Origin of the sequence: Actinokineospora spheciospongiae, assembly GCF_000564855.1 — a bacterium.
Classification (GTDB): domain Bacteria; phylum Actinomycetota; class Actinomycetes; order Mycobacteriales; family Pseudonocardiaceae; genus Actinokineospora; species Actinokineospora spheciospongiae.
Window position 1 is genome coordinate 1 of sequence record NZ_AYXG01000182.1, and the last position, 16,011, is coordinate 16,011.

Sequence of the window (16,011 nt, forward strand, 5' to 3'; positions counted from 1 at the left end):
CCCCGGCCAAACACATCCACCCACCCGGGCAGTCGCTCGCCAGGCCGGCGGTTTGTGGGGCGGTCGGCTGGCCGAGCGCATCCATCCACCCAGGCATTCGATCGCCGGGCCAGCGGTTCTCGGGGTGGTCGGCTCGGCGTTGAAGACATCCGCCCGCCCGGGCGTTTCCGTAGTCGGGCCGCGGGTTTTGGGGGTGGCTGGTTGTTGTTGCTGCGCCGAGCGGGTTCGGCGTGGCTGGTGGCCGGGCCGCCGGTTGGGGGCGGCCGGCGGAGTCAGGTACAGCTCCCAGCACAACCGTGGGCGGCGTGCCCGCGGTCTGAACCGGAAGAGGGATGGTCAGCATGCGCGTCACCGTGACCGGCTCGATCGCCACCGACCACCTGGTGGCCTTTCCCGGCGTGTTCAGCAGGCGGGTGCTGGCCGACCTGCCGCACGGGTTGGCGCTGGACGCCGTGCTGCGCACCCCCGCGCCCCGGCCCGGCGGCACCGGGGCGAACACCGCCTACGGCCTGGCCCGGTTGGGGCTGCGCCCGGTCCTGCTCGGTGCGGTCGGCCCCGACTTCGACGGGACCGGGCTCGGCGCGCTCGGCGTGGACACCGGGTCGGTGCGGGTGTGCGCGGAGCCGACCGCCCGCTTCCTGTGTGCCACCGACACCGGCGGCAACCGGGTGGCGGCGTTCCGCCCCGGGGCCATGCGCGCCGCCCGGCACCTGCGGTTGAGCGCGGTCGCCGACCGGCTCGGGTCGCCCGGCCTGGTGCTCGTCGCCGCCGACGACCCGGTTGCGATGGTCCGGCACGCCGAGGCCTGCCGCCTGTACGGGCACCCGTTCGCCGTGGCGCCCTCGCGCCAGGTCGGGTGCCTGGCCGGGGACGAGTTGCGTGCCCTGGTCGGTGGGGCGCGGGTGCTGTTCACCAGTCGCCACGAGGTGGCGCTGCTGCTGGAGAAGACCGGCTGGTCGCACCGGGAAGTGCTGCGCCGCGTCGGGACCTGGGTGACCACCCTCGGCGCCGACGGGGTGCGGTTGGAGGTGGTGGGTGAGCGGCCGGTGACCGTAGCCGCCGTCGAGGTCGTCGCGGTGGACCCGACCGGGTCCGGTGACGCCTTCCGCGCGGGGTACCTGGCCGCGCTGGGCTGGGGGCTGGACGCGGTGTCCGCCGCCCGGCTCGGCTGCGCGCTGGCCGCGCTCGCGGTCGGCTCGCTGGGCGCGCAGGCCTACAACCCGGACCCGGTGCGGCTCACCGCCTTGCTCGCCGACGCCTACGGGGTCGAGGCGTGCGTCCCGTTCGGACCGCACCTCGGCGTTCCCACCGTGCCGCTGACCGTCCCGCGCGCCGCCGCGTCGACCGTGCCGCCGATGGGCGCGCGGCGGTCCGGCGCGGCGGGCGTCCCGATCGCGTCCTGACCCCGACACCCGCCCCAGGGAGCCCAGCCATGTCCGCCGCACTCGCCACCCCGCCCGCCGCGACCGAGGAGCAGGCCGCGCCGTTGCGGCTGGTCTGCTTCGCCCCCGCGGGCGGGTCCTCCGCCTCCTTCAAGACCTGGCCCAAGGCGCTCGCCCCGGAGTTCCTGGTGCAGGCCGTGGACCTGCCCGGCCGGGCCACCCGCCGCGCCGACCCGCCCGCCGAATCGTTGGTGCGCCACGCCGACGAGCTGGCGCCGCGGTTGGCCGGGTCGGGGCCGTACGCGCTGCTCGGGCACAGCCTCGGCGGCCTGCTGGCCTACGAGGTCGCCAAGCGGATCAGCCGCGACCCGGACCTGCGCGACCCGGAGTTCGTGGTGCTGGCCGGGTCGCGCCCGCCGCACCGGTCGTCGTCGAAGGTGTTCGCGCCGCTGGTGGAACTGCCCGACGAGCAACTGCTGGACGCGCTGACCGAGATCGGCGCGGTGAACCCGATGCTGCGCACCTCGCCGCTGCGCGGGCTGTTCATCCCCGCGCTGCGCAACGACCTGCGCCTGGTGGTGGGCTACCACCCGGACCCGGCGGAGGAGCCGCCCCGCATCTCCCTGGCCGCCTGGCACGCCGAGGACGACCACCTGGCCCCGCCCGCGGTGGGCACCGAGTGGGCCCGGTACACCAGTGGGGACTTCACCCACACCGCGTTCGGCGGCGACCACTTCTTCCTCTACGACCGGATGCCGACCGTGGCGTCGACCCTGCGGGCCGCGCGGGACCGTGCCGCGCGACCCCTCCGGTGAACCGCCGCCCGTGATCGGGCGCGGTGTGTCACTCTTTCCCGCGCATTTGTCTCGGCAATCGAAATACGCCCGCCCGCCCCGGCAGTGTTTGTGCCGGGACGAGCGGGCGTTTTTGCCTTCCGGCAACCTTCTCGCCATCCGCGCAGGTCAGCGTGTCGCATAGGGTCGTCTCACGGCCGCTGCCGGGTGGAGACGCCCGGAGATGGGCCTGAGCTTCTTGACTATGGCTCAATTCCGCGCAGACCGGTTGACTACGGGTATGGGAGAGCGAGCGAGCCGTGACCGGGCGAATGAGGTCCTGGTGATCGGGGGTACCGGCAAGACCGGCCGCCGGGTCGCCGCACGGCTCGGCGCCCGGGGGGTGCCGGTGCGGATCGGCTCCCGGTCGGAGACCCCGCGCTTCGACTGGAACGACCACGAGACGTTCGCGCCGGTCCTCGACGGGGTCCGGGCCGCGTACGTCACCTACATCCCCGACCTGGGCTTCCCCGGTGCCGTCGCCGACATCACCCGGTTCTGCCGGGCCGCCGTCGACGCCGGGGTCGAACGGCTGGTGCTGCTCTCCGGCCGCGGCGAGGAGGCCGCGCAGGAGAGCGAGCGGGTCGTGCAGCGGTGCGGGCTGGAGTGGACGATCGTCCGCTGCAGTTGGTTCAACCAGAACTTCAGCGAGAACTTCATGCTGGAGGCGGTGCTGGCCGGTGAGATCGCGCTGCCCGCGGGCGACGCCGTGGAGCCGTTCGTCGACGCCGACGACATCGCCGACGTGGCGGTGGCGGCGCTGACCGAACCCGGGCACGCCGGGCAGGTCTACGAGCTGTCCGGGCCGCGGCTGCTGGGGTTCCACGACATCGCCGCGGAGATCAGCAAGGCCACCGGGCGCGACGTGCGGTACGTGCCGCTGAGCCCGCCGCAGTACGCCGCCGCGCTGCGCGAGCGCGGCATGTCGCAGCACTTCGTCGGCCTCTTCGGCGAGGTCCTCGACGGGCGCAACGCCTACCTCACCGACGGGGTGCGCCGGGCGCTGCGCCGCGAACCCCGCGACTTCACCGACTTCGCGCACGACACCGCCGCCAGCGGTGTCTGGAACGCCGACTGAGACCCCCGCGCGCCGCGCGCCGCGGCACCGCCGACTGAGCAGAACCGCACCACCAGCACCAGGACCGCCGACACCGCAGAACCCGCACGGAACCGCAGGGAGCACGCCATGACCGCAGGACTGTCCAGCGAGCACGGGCTCGACGGACTCCCCGAGAACCTCCACGGCTTCGCGCTGCTGCACCGCGCGATGCGCCGCGACGCCAAGAAGCTGCTGGCGGTGGCCCCCAAGCTGTCCTCGTCCAAGCGGACCAGGGTGGCCTCCTGGTGGGACCAGGTGCGCGCCACCATCGACTGGCACCACCACACCGAGGACGACATCCTCTGGCCCGAGCTGCGCGCCAAGGTGCCCGGCTTCGCCGAGCGGGAGGTCGACATGCACGCCGACCACGCCGCCCTGGACCAGGCGATGGACGCCGTCACCGCGGCGCTGCGGCTCGACGACAACGCCGCACTGGTCGAGGCCGCGACGCGGTTCGACGCGATCATCCACGACCACCTGCGCGCCGAGGAGACCATCGTGCTCCCCGCGTTCGTCGCCATGGGCAAGCGCGCCTACGGCGGCGTGGAGCGCCGCATCATGCTCAGCGCCCCGCCGGGGGTGCTCGCGTTCCTGCTGCCGTGGATGTTCGACGGCGCGGGCTCCGGGCGGGCCGCCGCGCTGATGCCGCTGCCGGTCCGGCTCATCGGCCTGACCGCGCTGAACTTCCGCTACGAGCGGTCCTACCGCTGGTGGTGATCGGCGGGATCTCCTCCCGCACCAAGGACTGACCGGTGTCGGCGCACAGGGCGGTGTGCGGGCACGGCGCGAGACCCGCGCCTGCCGTCGGGTGGACGGCAGGCGCGGGGACAACCGGGATCAATGCGAGGGGACAGGGCCATGGGCTGGCTGAACGGGGCGGACGAGGCGTCCGGTGGCGTCATCGCGACGTCCACTGTGGTCGACCGCGTGCCCGGACAACGAACACGCAGGGGCACGGTCCTGGCGGTGTCCGGACTGGGCTACACCACAGACGACGGGCGCGGCGTCGTCCGCGACATCGGTTTCGAGGTCGCCGCCGGGGAGGCGTACGGCCTGGCCGGGCCCACCGGGTCCGGCAAGAGCACCATCGTGCGGCTGGTCACCGGCCTGCTCGGCGCCGACACCGGCAGCATCACCGTCGGCGGCGAGTCCATCGACGCCTACGACGGCTTCCAGTTGCGGCACGTCGTCAGCTACGTCCCGCAGAGCGCGGTGATGGTCCCGACCGCCACGATGGCCGAGACCCTCGCCTTCTGGGCGCGCTTCCACCGCATCCCGCGCGCCGAGCGCGCCGACCGGATCGCCGAGGCCCTGCGCCGCGCGGGCCTGGCCGCGCACGCCGCCGTCCCGGTCGACCGCTGCACCGGCGGCGAACTGCGCGAGCTGTGCCTGGCCATGTCCCTGCTGATCCGCCCCAGGATGCTCGTCCTGGACCAGCCCACCGCCCACATCGACCCCGACAGCCGCGTCCGCCTCCTCACCACCCTCAGCGACCTGCGCGACCAGGGCATGTCCGTGCTGTACGCGGGCAGCGACCTGCTGGAGGTCCGCTGGCTGTGCGACCGCGTCGGCCTGCTCGACGAAGGCACCCTCCTCCCGGACGGCGCCGACACCCTCACCGGCTCACTGGCCTGACCCGCGAACCCGTCCCACCGACCCATCCACGACCCACAGGGGAGAATCCACCATGTCCGACCTCCGCAACGCGCAGTTCGCCCAACAGGTGGGGCCGCCAACGGGCAAGAGCAAGCTCGCCACGCCCGTGCTCTGGCTCGCCACCGCCTGCATGGGCCTGATGGCGGGGACGTTCTTCACCTTCGCCAACGCCGTCATGCCCGCGCTGGCCAAGACCGACAACCGCACCTTCATCGACTCCATGCAGCAGATCAACCGCGCCATCCAGAACAACACGTTCGGCTCGGTCCTCGCGGGCGCCTTCATCTTCACCGGCGCGGCGGCCATCATCGAGCACAAGCTCGGCAAGCGCACCGCCGCCCGCTGGGTCCTGGCCTCGCTGGCGCTGTACGTGGTCGCCATCGGCATCACCATGGGCATCAACATCCCCCTCAACGACCAGCTCGAGGCGGCGGGCCTGCCCACCGACCTCAACGAGCTGGCCCGCGTCCGCGGGGCGTTCGAGGACCCGTGGAACAGGTGGCACCTGGTGCGCACGATCGCCAACGTGCTCGCCTTCGGCGCGCTGGCGGGCGCACTGCTCTCGCACAAGCGCTCCAACTGACGCTCCTCCGCGGACAGGCCGCCGGGCTCCCCGGCGGCCTGTCCGCGTTCCGGCACGCCGTCATGTCGGAGGTGAGCCCAGGCGCCAGTTCGCGCAGGCCCGGGCCAGGCGGGCGCGGTGGCGGGCGCCGTGACCGGCGGACAGGGACAGGTGGGTCCAGAAGCCCGCGACGTACGCCGCGAACGCCGCCAGCGCGCCCGGCGAGGCGTCCGCGTAGGAGGGGATGGTCCGAGCCCACGATTCCGCTTCGGCGGGGGTGTGGCCCGCGCCGACCAGGCGGAGGGTCATGAAGGCCGTGTCCACCCACGGGGCGCCACTGCCGGGGAACCCCCAGTCGACGACGTGCACCTGACCGTCCTGGCTGATCAGGAACTGGTCCGCGTGGAGATCGGTGTGGAGCAGGCTGGTGCCGTCGACCAGGGCCGGGGCGGTGGCGGAGACGCGCGCCAACTCGGCGGCGTCCCAACCGCGGATGTGGTCCGGGGCTTCGTCGGCCAGGCGGGTCCACCAATCGGTGGCGAACCAGCGATCACGCAGTGGGCGCAGGTCCGGCGCCTGGATGCGGCTGATCCTGGACAGCGTTCCGGCGACCAGGGGGAGGTCCGCCGAGCCGGGGGAGAGGTCTGCGCGGCGGCCGGGGACGTAGGCGAAGCCGATGATGAGCCAGTCGTCCATGTCCGCGTGGAAGACGACGTCGGGGGCGATGTCGGAGGCGTGCAGGGAGCCGGTGATCTCGTTGCGGAGCCAGCGCATACGCCTGCTCACCCCACGGACACCTTTCACGAACACCGGCTCCCCGGACACCCCACGCACGACCACTGCCAAGTCGCTGCTGTCCCCCCGATCCACGTCCACCGCCCCGACGACTCGGCCCATCCGCTGCTCGACGGCGGACACAACGGCAGCGGGCAGCTCCGGCCAAGTCGTCACGTCAGTCCTTGCCGCGATTGTCCGAGTTCTCGTTGCCGTCGCCACCGCTGGCGTTGCAGTTGCCCTCTTCGTGGCAACTCCCGCAGCGGTCCGTGCCGCTGAACCACAGCTCATGGTCCACCACATAACCGGCGGCCTCGATCGCGGCAGGCGTACGACCGACCCGGCCACCGGCCCCGGTCGGAGCCGACCCGGGCGCGTCGTCGGGGACGTGGTGGATGAAGCGGCCTGCGATGCGGTGGCAGAACTCGGTGTATTCCCTCGTGTAGAGCAGGAAGGCGTGCCAGCCCAGATCCACCCCGGCACTGGGGCTCAGCGGTTCGCCGACATGCCGGGCCGATGCCGCCAGGAACGCCAATGATTGATCAACCGCGCGCTCGGCCATCTCTCGATCCACACCCGCGTCCGTGACCACCCGGCTGACCAATCGCTCGAACAGCTCACCGCCAACCAGGTCCCGCCCCGACGCGAGTGGGGTGCCCAATACCGTGGTCATACCCGATCTCCTTCCGGTCAGTGGCTTCCATCCTGGCGGCACACGACCACCGGGTGCGTCCTCCATCAGGGGCGACACGACCAGCGAGACAAGGACCAGGTCAGCAGCACCTCGCCGGGGACGTTTTGGCCAACGCTGAAACAAGGATCTGAGCAGGTGAGGCGCCTTGGAGTTCCGACAGCGGATCGCCACGTCCTGGCTCGGTGGAAAGGTCTCGAGTGCAATCACAGCCGTCCCCACCGAACAGGCCGCCGGGAAGCGTTGCCCGGCGGCCTGTCCACATCCGGGTGGCGGATCACCACATGTCGTCCAGTTGGTCGAGTTGCTTGCGCAGTAGCCGTGCGTCCTTCGGTGGCAGCACCGCCACCACGGCGTGGAGGAACAGGCGCAGTTCCGGTGGGTCCGGGCAGCACTCGGAGACCCCGCAACCCTCTGCCTCGCTCCACAGCCTGTGCCCGGGGGTGCGGACGAACCAGGCCCACGTCCGCAGGGCGCGGGCGGCGCCGCCCGGATCGAAGCGCTCGCGTTCGAGCCGGGCGATCGCGGCCACGCCCCGGCCGGACAACCCGGGGATCGGGCGGTGTCTCACGCGGGTGGGCTGCCAGGGAGGTCGCCTGCGGCGGCGCACGGGCGGGTTGGCCATGACTCGTCGGTTGGCTGCCGCTCGTCGGGCGGCTCTGGTGCGCTTTCGCGTCACTCGTTCGGCGATGGCGGCGCGCACGCGCGCCGGGGACTTACGCCCCATTGTCCTTTCGGGCAAGCGTCATGCCGCACATCTTCGCACATCGCCGGTCCCCGAGGGGGCGGTCAGAAGCCCTTGTTGACGGCTGCCATGTCGTCCGCGCCGTGGCCCCTGGCGGAGGACTCGGCGTAGACCTGGTTGATGGCGGTCATCACGCGGTTGTCCTTGCCCGCCTGGGCGAGGGCCTCGGCGATGAGGGCGGAGTCCTTGACCGCCCCGTCCAGGGTGAACGACGGCGGGTAGGTGTCGGTGATCATGGCCCGGCCCTTGAGCTGGGCGTAGCCGCTGTCGAGGGGGCCGCCCTCGATGATCTCCAGGAACAGGGTGGGGTCCAGGCCCAGGGCGCCGGCCAGTTCGATGCTCTGGGCGGTGGCGGCGGTGAGGGAGACGACCCAGGCGTTGGCGGTGAGCTTGAGGCGGTGGCCGTCGCCCGGGGTTTCGCCGACCCAGATGGTCTTGGCGCCGATCGCGTCGAAGACGGCGGTGGTGGTGTCGGTGGGGTGGCCTGCGGCGAGGACCGTGAGTTGGCCGTTCTCGGCGGGTTGGCGGGTGCCGAGGACGGGGGCGTCGACGTACTCGACTCCCGCTTCCGCCGCGTGCCGCGCCAGGGAGATCGCGCCGTCGAGGCCCACCGTGCCGGTCTGGACCCACACGCCCCGGACGTGCGGGAGGGCCCGGGACATCACCGCCTCGGTGGCGGCGAGGTCGAACAGCGCGGTCACGACCGCGTCCGCGCCGTCGACGGCGGCGGCCGGGTCCTGGGCCACCTCGGCGACGTCGGCGAGGGCCTCGGCCTTGGCCGGGTCGCGGTTCCAGACCGTGACGGCCAGTCCGGCCCTGGCCAGGCTCCGCGCCATCGCGGCGCCCATGATCCCGGTTCCGAGCACTGTCACCTTGAGCGTCATACGCCCTTCATACCCACTCCGGTGGGACGGGAACACCCGGGGGCGAGCCGGTCAGTCGGTGGTGTCGGCGGGGACCTGCTCCGGCGCCGGGTGCGCGTGCATCCGCCTGCGGACCACCAGGGTCACCACGACACCGGCGAGCACCGCCGCGAGCAGGCCGAACCAGGAGAAGCGGGAGAGCCACTGCTCGGCGACCGTGCCCAGGTAGTACACCAGCACCGTCGTGCCGCCCGCCCAGGCGATGCCGCCCGCGGCGTTGGCGACGAGGAACCGGCCGTAGTGCATGTGCAGCGACCCGGCGAGCGGGCCGGAGAGGATGCGCAGCAGGGCGATGAAGCGGCCGAAGAACACCGCCCACACCCCACGCCGGGCGAACGTGGCCCGGGCCCTGCCGATGACCTCGGGCCCGAAGTGCTTGGGGAACCGGCGGCCCGCCCAGGCGAACAGCCGCGGCCCGCCCCGCTTGCCGATCAGGTACCCGATGCTGTCGCCGACGACGGCACCCGCGATGGCGCACGCGCCGACCCACACCGGGCTCACCGCGTCGCTCTGCGAGGACAGCAGGGCGGCGCTGACGAGGACGATCTCACCGGGCAGCGGGATGCCCAAGCTCTCCACGCCGATGACCAGCCCGACGACGAGGTAGATCGTCAGCGGTGGGATGGAGTTCAGGATTTCCTCGACGTGCACCGGACTTCCTCCCAGCGTGGTCCGCGACGCCGACACGATACAGCGGGCTGGAGGGTGACCGGCCCGACCTCGGGCAAGCCCCCGAACGGGTAACGGTCGTCGGTACCCTGGCGACTGACGGTGTGATCTTCGGGCACCATCCGCCGATCCACCCGGGTCCCCCCTCGACGGAGGTCGCCGCCGACCATGAGCTCGCTGCTCACCATGTTCTTCGACGGGCTCACCGGCTTCAGCAGGCTGTTCCTGCTGGTCGGGCTGGTGCTCGCGGTCGTGAACACCGCGCGGTTCCTGGCCCGTGGGCGGTCGGTCGCCCTGCACGCGGTGAACGCCCCGCCGCCCGCCGACCCGACCACCCTCAACTCACCCGTCCGGGGGGCGGTGCCGGGGGTGTGGTGGCCGCTGGTGCTGATCGCGCTGGGGTTCGTCGTCGGCGGGCGGTTCCGGTCGACGCCGTGGGTGGTGGCGGTGGCGATCCTGGTGGCAGCGGCCGTCGGGCTGGGGTTGCGCGCGCTGCGGGTGGCGCACGGCCGCCGCGGCGACGCCGAGGTGGCCCCGGCCGCGCTCGCCGCCCTGCTCAGCGCCGGGGCGCTGCTGCTGTTCGGGCTGCTGCTGACCGTGCGGCTGGTGGTCATCCCCGACCCGGCGACCCGCGTCGGCGACGCCTTCACCGCCGAGTCCGGCGACGCCGCCGCGCGCGCGGTGCTGCTGCCCGCCCTGGCGCTGGCGCTGGTGGTGGCCGCGATCGCCTGGGCGCAGCGGCCCCGGCCGGAGCGGCTCGGCCCGCCGAAGCGGCGTGCGATCCGGCTGCGGTTGCCCGCGTTCCCGCTGACCGAGAAGGGCCACCTGGTCGGGCTGCTCGCGGTGTTCGTGCTGTTCGCGGCGCCGCTGCTGGACGACCGGCTGACGATCTTCGGCATCGCCACCCCGGAGTACGGCAAGGTCGTGTACTTCGTGGCGCTGGCGGCCATGCTCGGCGCGTACGCGCACCTGTACCGGGTGGGCGCCGCGGCCCGCGGCGGCAGCCCGCTGGAGGTGATCCGGGCCCGCAGGCACCTGTGGTACCCGATCGGCACCTTCGCCGCCGTCGGCGTGGCCAGCGCGCTCAAGCAGGACATCGGGCCGATGATCCCGGTGTTCGTCGGGTCGGTGGCGGTGTTCGCGCACCTGCTCGGCGTGCAGGCCGACCGGGCGCCGGAGGTGCTCGGCGAGGTGGGCCGGGCGCGGGCGCGGGCCCGGCGGCGGGTCGCGCTGCGCTACTCGCGGCCGCTGTGGGCGCCGGTGGGCGGGTTCGTCCTGATCGGCGTGGCGGCGATGGCCGTCACCCCGTACATCTCCGAGCGCGGCGCGGTCTGGGTCGACCCGTGGACCTACAACTGGGCCGCCGCCTGCGAGCCCGCCCCGGAGGGCGCCACCCCGCCGCCGACGCCGGAGGGCACCAGCGCCTGCCAGATCTCCTACTCCTCCGCCGAGGCCAGCAGGCGCTCGCAGATCGCGCAGTCGCTGGCGGTCATCGCCGACGGCGGGCTGTGGGGGCGCGGGCTCGACGACTCCACCTCCGGCCGGGTGCCCGCGGGCAGCACCGACTTCGTGCTGACCGTCATCTGGAGCAAGCTCGGCGGCATCACCATCCTGCTGCTGTCGGGCCTGCTGGCGCTGCTGGCCGCCGCGCTGAGCCGGATCGGGCCGCAGGTCACCCGCACCGAGGCGGGCGGGGTGGACCCGGCGCGGCTGTTCGTCGTCGGGTTCCGGGCGATGGTGCTCGGGCAGTTCCTGTTCGTCCTCGCCGCCACGGTCAACGCGCTGCCGCACTCGGGCATCACCGCGCCGTTCCTGTCCCGCGGCGGGCACTCCACGATCGCGCTCGGCCTCGGCGTCATCGCCGCCGTGGCCGTGTCCTACCTCGGCGCGCCCGCACCGGCCACCCCGGCGGCGCAGCCCGTACCGGCCGCGCCGCCGCGCCGCGCGCTGGTCCCCGCCGCCGCGCCCGCGCGGGCGTCGACCTGGTGGGCGCGGCCGACCGTGCCCGGCGCCGCGTGGGTCTACCTGCTCAGCGCCACCCTCGTCGTGGGCATCACGCTCTCCCCGTACACCGGGCTCGCCGAGGACCGGCCGTTCTGCACCACCCAGCAGCCCAGGGTGGACCCGGAGCAGTGCTCCACCGACCGCATCGCCTACGACCGGACCACCGTGCGGGTCCTGGTCGACGGCAAGCCGCAGTGGGTGCGCGACCGCTCCGGCGCGCGTTGGGAACCCCTCGGCACCCCCGACCTCTCGCTGGCCGACCTCGGCGGGCTGCTCCAGGTCGGCGGCGACCGCGGGGTGCTGGAGGCGGGCCTCACCGACATCGTCGACGGCTCCTCCGGCACCTCGCTGGGGCAGCGGCTCGCCCCGCCGTCGAGCGGCCGCCCGGACGGCGCGGTCGAGTTGACCGTGGACCCGGCCATCCAGCGCGCCACGACCGGGGCGCTGCTCGCCGACGGCCCCACCGGCGGGCCGCTCGCGGGCGGCGCCGTGGTCGTCGACGCCAAGACCGGCCACGTCCTCGCCGCCGCCAGCGCCCCCGTGGAACCGGGCGAGGAGGGGACCGCGCGGCCGGTGGACCAGACCGCCCGCCGCGAGTTCACCGGCGACCACGGCTTCGGCTCCCGCGACGGGCAGGGCAACCTGGACGAGAGCACCGACTGCGTCGAGTCCGACGACGAGCGCGTGCTCGCCGACTGCTACCGCTGGTCGCTGGCACCGACCCAGGCGGGGGAGACCCCGGAGGCGCAGGACCGGCTGCGGCGCTTCGTCGAGGACGACAAGGCGGTGGCGGTGCCGTCCCCGCAGGTCAACCGGGCACTGGGCCGCCAGTACGGGCTCGGCTCGACGTTCAAGGTCGTCGTCGCCGCGGCGTTCATCAAGACCAGGGGCGCCACCGCGCAGACCGTGATCGACGCGCCGCTGACGGTCACCGTCAACAACCAGGTGATCCGCAACGCGGGCAACGGCGCCTGCGGGCAGGCCACCTCGGGCCGGATCACGCTCCAGATGGCGCTCGCCGTGTCCTGCAACACCGCGTTCGTGCGGCTCGCCCAGGACCTGGGCTGGGACGTCATCCGCGACACCGCGAAGGCGATGGGCTTCGTCGTCGGCAGCACCGACGCCCGCGCCGACCGCAGGCCCGCCTGGCTGGCCGGGACCCCGGTCGGCGTGGACTCCCGGGTGCCCGCGACCGCCGACGACGGCAGCATCGGCAACAACGTGCTCGGCGGCGGCGGGGTCGTGGGCACCCCGCTGGAGATGGCCACCGTGCTCGGCGCCGTCGCCAACGGCGGCACCGCCGTGCAACCCACGGTCGTGTCCGCGGTCACAGACCCGCGCGACGGGGTCCGCCGCGAGGTCACCGGGACGAGCACCCCCGTGCTCACCCCCGAGCAGGCCGAACAGCTCCGCCAGGCGCTGTCGGCGACCACCACCTCGGGCACCGCGCGCAAGCTGGTGCTGCCGCAGGGGCAACGGGCGTGGGTGAAAACCGGTACACAGGTGCAGTACGAACCGGGGACGGCGCCGCGGGGCACCTTCCTGCACCAGATCGCCTGGCTGGTGGGCTTCGTCGACACCGCCTCGGGCCCGGTCTCGTTCGCGGTGGCGGTCGAGACCCGCGACGAGGGCAGGGGCGCCGACCGCGCCCGCTTCCTGGCCGAGAAGATCATCGCCGCGATCACGGCGGCCAGGGGATGAGGCCGGTCGCGGTGGCGTCCGGTGGAACGTCGACCCCCACCCGCACGTCCATTGGGGGTAGAACGTCGGTCGTCGACGGCACGGCAGTCATCGGAGGAACGGCAGTCATCAGGACCACGGCAGTCAACGGGAGAACAGCGGTCGTCCGGGGAACGGCGGTCATCAACGGAACGGCAGCGGGGGCGGGACGATGACCGAGCGGGACCGGCCGCGCTTCGAGGAGCAGGTGCGCGCCGCGGCGGGCGGTGAGCTGCGCAGGCACCTGGCGTCCGCGTCCGCCCCGGCCGGGGCCAAGGTGCTGGTCCGGGTGCTGGTGCGCACCGAGACCCCGCTGACCCCGCAGGCCATCGAGGCGGTCCGGGAGACCCTGGAGGAGGTGCGCGCCGGCTTCGGTGACGTCGTCACCCAGGTGTACTTCGAGGTGACCCCCGGCCTGCCCGACGGCTACGACGTGCGCTGCGAGCCGGTCACCAACGCCGGTGCCGCCGCCGAGGCCGAACGCCCCGGCCCGCGCGGCCCGCTGGTCCGCCAGCGGCTGCTGACCTTCGCCTTCGGCGGGCTGCGGTTCGACTACCTGCTCGCCGAGCCCGCCGACCGGTGGCTGCCGCTGCAGCGGCCCGCCGACCGGCGCGGCGGCATCGGGTTCGTGCTGCCGCAGTCGATGGCGGCGGTGCCCAGCGGCCCGCTGCTGTCGCTGCGCATGGTCGACGGCGAGCTGATGGCCCGCCGCACCTGGGAGCGCCCGGAGATCGCCGTCCTGGTCAACGACGCGCTGCTGCACCCGAACCTGGAGACCGGCCTGGCCGTCGCCCCGCGCGGGTGGATCGGCTACCAGCTCGCCGACACCGGGCAGGCGCTGAGCAGGCTGGAGTACGAGCTGGCCGACTGGGCGCCCGCCAGCCCCACCCAGGCGGGCACCCCGGACACCGGCGACGGCTCCGCGCACGAGGTGTGGCTGACCGTCGACAACGAGACCCACCCGCTGCGCATCGCCCCGCCCGAGCCGGGCAACCGGGCCGCCGAGCGGCGCTTCCCGATCCAGTCCGCCAGCCCCGACGGCCACAGCCCGCACCTGGACGTGCAGGTCCTCTACACCCGCGGCCAGTGGCGCGGGCCGCGCGAGGACCAGTGGCACGTCAAGGTCTACCGCTGCGCCACCCCGCAGCACGCCGACCAGCTCCGCCGCTACCTGCGCACCCAGGCCGCGCTGGTCGACACCGCCAACGCCGCGGTCGGCGGCACCGGGCAGGCCCCGCCGTGGGCGGTGGCGCCGGTGACCCTGGTGCAGCCGGGCGCCGACTACCGCGGTGAGCTGCGCCGCACCGAACTCGCGGTGACCGACCGCGACGTCAGCGACGACCCGGAGAACCGGCTCTCGGCGTGGTTCGGCGTGCCCGAGCAGCCGCAGCCGCACTGCTACGTCATCGCCGTGTCGCCGATGCTGCGCAAGGTCGGCTGGGCCGACTCGTCGCTGCGCCGGGTGGCCCCCGGCCTGGAGCAGCTCGACGACCTGGTCAGCCTGGCCCAGGGCCTGGACCGGCTGCACGAGCTGGGCATCGCGCACTGCGACGTCAAACCGGAGAACGTCTGCCGCAACCAGCGCGACTCCGGCGGCACCGGCTACGTCCTCATCGACAGCGACGCGGTCTGCCGCACCGTGGAGCGGCTGGTCGACCTGCGCCTCACACCGACCTACGCCGCACCCAGGATCATGTCCCAGTGGCGCCGCTCCTACGACGGGCAGACCCCGGCCGACCTGCGCGAGCACGACCGGTTCGGTTTCGCGCTGGTGGTGCTGGGCGCGCTGGCGGGCAGCGACCGGGTGGCGTTCCTGGTGCAGGACGACGAGGACGGGAGGCGCCCCATCGACCAGCCGACCGTGGTCACCGACGCCATCCGCACCTGGTGGCCGGACCCGCGCTGGGCCCGCTTCACCGAGGTCCTCGCCGCCCCGTTCCAGTACGACGCGCTGGTGGGCGACCAGTGGTCGGCGGTGGGCTGGCTGCGCGAACTCGACGCGCTGGGCGTGCCCGCGCCGGAGCCGGTGGCCGAGCAGGTCGCGCCGGTGTTCGCCGGGGAGTACGCCGGGCACCTGCACCGCATCCGGGCCGAGGTCCGGTCCACCCCGCGCGGCCTCAACGCCTGGGTGCCCGCGGTGCTGGAGCGGGTCGCCGCGCACCAGGACGAGATCGCGCACCGGGAGTTCCGCAGGGTCGTCTGGCTGGCGGGCGCGCTGCCGCTGCTGGTGGCCGTCGTCGTTCTGATCGGGGTGGTGGCGGGCCGATGAGCACTCAACCCGAGGAGCCGGGCACCGAGCCGGTGACCCCCAAGGGGCCGGAGCCGGCGCCGGAGCCGGTGCCGGAGTCGGCGCAGGAGATGTCGACCGCGCGGACGCAGAAGATGACCAGCCCGGGGCCGCTCCCGCCGCTCCCCGGCGGGCCCGGTCGCCCGGGGACGCCCGCCGCGCGCAACCCGGGTGCGGCGCCGAACGCCACGCCGAACGCCACCAGGGTGCAGGCCCCGCTGCCCGGCGGCGCGCCCGGACCCGACCGGCGCTCGCCGCTCACCGGTACCGAGCGCGAGGCCGTGATGTTCCGGGTGCCCGAGGCCAGGCCGTCGAGCGGTCCGCCGCGACCCGCAGGCCCGCCCGCCCCCGCGCCCGAGCGGCCGAAGTCCGGCCCGCGCGAGTGGTACCGGCGCTTCGGACCCGGCTCGCTGTCGGGGGAGTTGGCCGCCGTGCGGCCCGGGCAGCTCGACGACGTCACCACCCGGGCGGTCGGCAACTGGGTCTCGCACGAGGAGGCCACCGCCCGGCTGGCCGAGGCGCGCGCCGAACCGCACCTGCACGAGCACCTGGTCCGCGCCGGGGTCGTCGGGCGGCGGCAGGGCTGGCGGGTGTGCGCGGTGCTGCTGTGGCCGCTGGCCGCGGTGCTGATCGCGATCGCCGTGTGGATTCTGGGGGCCTGATGAAC

The 16,011-nt window shown here is 74.0% G+C and carries 14 protein-coding genes; 9 read left to right on the top strand and 5 right to left on the bottom strand.

Features of this window, described 5'->3' with window-relative positions; all coding sequences use genetic code 11:
• Window positions 1-341: 341 nt before the first annotated feature.
• The 6 genes from UO65_RS23210 to UO65_RS23235 all read left to right on the top strand — a co-directional run bounded on the left by UO65_RS23210 (window position 342) and on the right by UO65_RS23235 (window position 5,553).
• Complete coding sequence (locus UO65_RS23210) at window positions 342-1,403, top strand: PfkB family carbohydrate kinase (protein WP_084176172.1); 1,062 nt, start codon at window positions 342-344, stop codon at window positions 1,401-1,403.
• A gap of 29 nt (window positions 1,404-1,432) precedes the next feature.
• On the top strand, window positions 1,433-2,197 hold the full coding sequence (locus UO65_RS33580; protein WP_052021653.1) for a thioesterase II family protein: 765 nt from the start codon (window positions 1,433-1,435) through the stop codon (window positions 2,195-2,197).
• A 259-nt stretch (window positions 2,198-2,456) separates the two neighbouring features.
• Window positions 2,457-3,293, top strand: coding sequence for an NmrA family NAD(P)-binding protein (locus UO65_RS23220; RefSeq protein WP_200873439.1), 837 nt, complete (start codon window positions 2,457-2,459; stop codon window positions 3,291-3,293).
• A 108-nt stretch (window positions 3,294-3,401) separates the two neighbouring features.
• Complete coding sequence (locus UO65_RS23225; protein WP_035286260.1) at window positions 3,402-4,031, top strand: hemerythrin domain-containing protein; 630 nt, start codon at window positions 3,402-3,404, stop codon at window positions 4,029-4,031.
• A 141-nt stretch (window positions 4,032-4,172) separates the two neighbouring features.
• Window positions 4,173-4,949 carry an ABC transporter ATP-binding protein gene (locus UO65_RS23230; RefSeq protein WP_052021655.1) on the top strand — a complete coding sequence of 259 codons (777 nt, stop codon included), beginning with the start codon at window positions 4,173-4,175 and terminating at the stop codon, window positions 4,947-4,949.
• 52 nt (window positions 4,950-5,001) lie between these two features.
• Window positions 5,002-5,553, top strand: a complete 552-nt coding sequence (locus UO65_RS23235) for an anthrone oxygenase family protein (RefSeq protein ID WP_084176170.1) — start codon at window positions 5,002-5,004, stop codon at window positions 5,551-5,553.
• 60 nt (window positions 5,554-5,613) lie between these two features.
• Here the strand turns inward: UO65_RS23235 and UO65_RS23240 are convergent, their stop codons facing one another.
• The 5 genes from UO65_RS23240 to UO65_RS23260 form a co-directional block, all read right to left on the bottom strand.
• Complete coding sequence (locus tag UO65_RS23240) at window positions 5,614-6,318, bottom strand: phosphotransferase family protein (protein WP_233427812.1); 705 nt, start codon at window positions 6,316-6,318, stop codon at window positions 5,614-5,616.
• 166 nt (window positions 6,319-6,484) lie between these two features.
• Window positions 6,485-6,979 carry a glycine-rich domain-containing protein gene (locus UO65_RS37525; protein WP_035286264.1) on the bottom strand — a complete coding sequence of 165 codons (495 nt, stop codon included), beginning with the start codon at window positions 6,977-6,979 and terminating at the stop codon, window positions 6,485-6,487.
• Between the two features lie 295 nt (window positions 6,980-7,274).
• A complete protein-coding gene (locus UO65_RS37530) occupies window positions 7,275-7,568 on the bottom strand; it encodes a hypothetical protein (protein ID WP_146241319.1) in 294 nt (97 codons plus the stop codon).
• Window positions 7,569-7,786: 218 nt separating this feature from the next.
• Window positions 7,787-8,614: an NAD(P)-dependent oxidoreductase gene (locus UO65_RS23255; RefSeq protein WP_324608980.1), complete on the bottom strand. Its 828-nt coding sequence runs from the start codon at window positions 8,612-8,614 to the stop codon at window positions 7,787-7,789.
• 63 nt (window positions 8,615-8,677) lie between these two features.
• The gene (locus tag UO65_RS23260; protein WP_035286271.1) at window positions 8,678-9,316 is read right to left on the bottom strand and encodes a DedA family protein; all 639 of its coding nucleotides are present in this window, start codon (window positions 9,314-9,316) and stop codon (window positions 8,678-8,680) included.
• Between the two features lie 186 nt (window positions 9,317-9,502).
• On the opposite strand from UO65_RS23260, the gene UO65_RS23265 reads away from it, so the two are divergent.
• The 3 genes from UO65_RS23265 to UO65_RS23275 all read left to right on the top strand — a co-directional run bounded on the left by UO65_RS23265 (window position 9,503) and on the right by UO65_RS23275 (window position 16,006).
• Window positions 9,503-13,039, top strand: a complete 3,537-nt coding sequence (locus UO65_RS23265; protein ID WP_035286273.1) for a penicillin-binding transpeptidase domain-containing protein — start codon at window positions 9,503-9,505, stop codon at window positions 13,037-13,039.
• Between the two features lie 190 nt (window positions 13,040-13,229).
• Window positions 13,230-15,326 (top strand): protein kinase family protein, encoded by a 2,097-nt coding sequence (locus tag UO65_RS23270; protein ID WP_035286275.1) that lies wholly within the window; start codon window positions 13,230-13,232, stop codon window positions 15,324-15,326.
• Window positions 15,323-16,006 carry a hypothetical protein gene (locus UO65_RS23275; protein ID WP_035286284.1) on the top strand — a complete coding sequence of 228 codons (684 nt, stop codon included), beginning with the start codon at window positions 15,323-15,325 and terminating at the stop codon, window positions 16,004-16,006. The genes UO65_RS23270 and UO65_RS23275 overlap by 4 nt, the downstream gene beginning before the upstream one ends.
• Window positions 16,007-16,011: the final 5 nt, after the last annotated feature.

What these genes read in the sequence shown, in the direction of transcription:
- UO65_RS23230 (WP_052021655.1), top strand. Translation starts at nt 4,173, where the DNA reads ATGGGCTGGCTGAACGGGGCGGACGAGGCGTCCGGTGGCGTCATCGCG.
- UO65_RS33580 (WP_052021653.1), top strand. Translation starts at nt 1,433, where the DNA reads ATGTCCGCCGCACTCGCCACCCCGCCCGCCGCGACCGAGGAGCAGGCC.
- UO65_RS23275 (WP_035286284.1), top strand. Translation starts at nt 15,323, where the DNA reads ATGAGCACTCAACCCGAGGAGCCGGGCACCGAGCCGGTGACCCCCAAG.
- UO65_RS23210 (WP_084176172.1), top strand. Translation starts at nt 342, where the DNA reads ATGCGCGTCACCGTGACCGGCTCGATCGCCACCGACCACCTGGTGGCC.
- UO65_RS23265 (WP_035286273.1), top strand. Translation starts at nt 9,503, where the DNA reads ATGAGCTCGCTGCTCACCATGTTCTTCGACGGGCTCACCGGCTTCAGC.
- UO65_RS23225 (WP_035286260.1), top strand. Translation starts at nt 3,402, where the DNA reads ATGACCGCAGGACTGTCCAGCGAGCACGGGCTCGACGGACTCCCCGAG.
- UO65_RS23220 (WP_200873439.1), top strand. Translation starts at nt 2,457, where the DNA reads ATGGGAGAGCGAGCGAGCCGTGACCGGGCGAATGAGGTCCTGGTGATC.
- UO65_RS23270 (WP_035286275.1), top strand. Translation starts at nt 13,230, where the DNA reads ATGACCGAGCGGGACCGGCCGCGCTTCGAGGAGCAGGTGCGCGCCGCG.
- UO65_RS23235 (WP_084176170.1), top strand. Translation starts at nt 5,002, where the DNA reads ATGTCCGACCTCCGCAACGCGCAGTTCGCCCAACAGGTGGGGCCGCCA.
- UO65_RS37525 (WP_035286264.1), bottom strand. Translation starts at nt 6,979, where the DNA reads ATGACCACGGTATTGGGCACCCCACTCGCGTCGGGGCGGGACCTGGTT.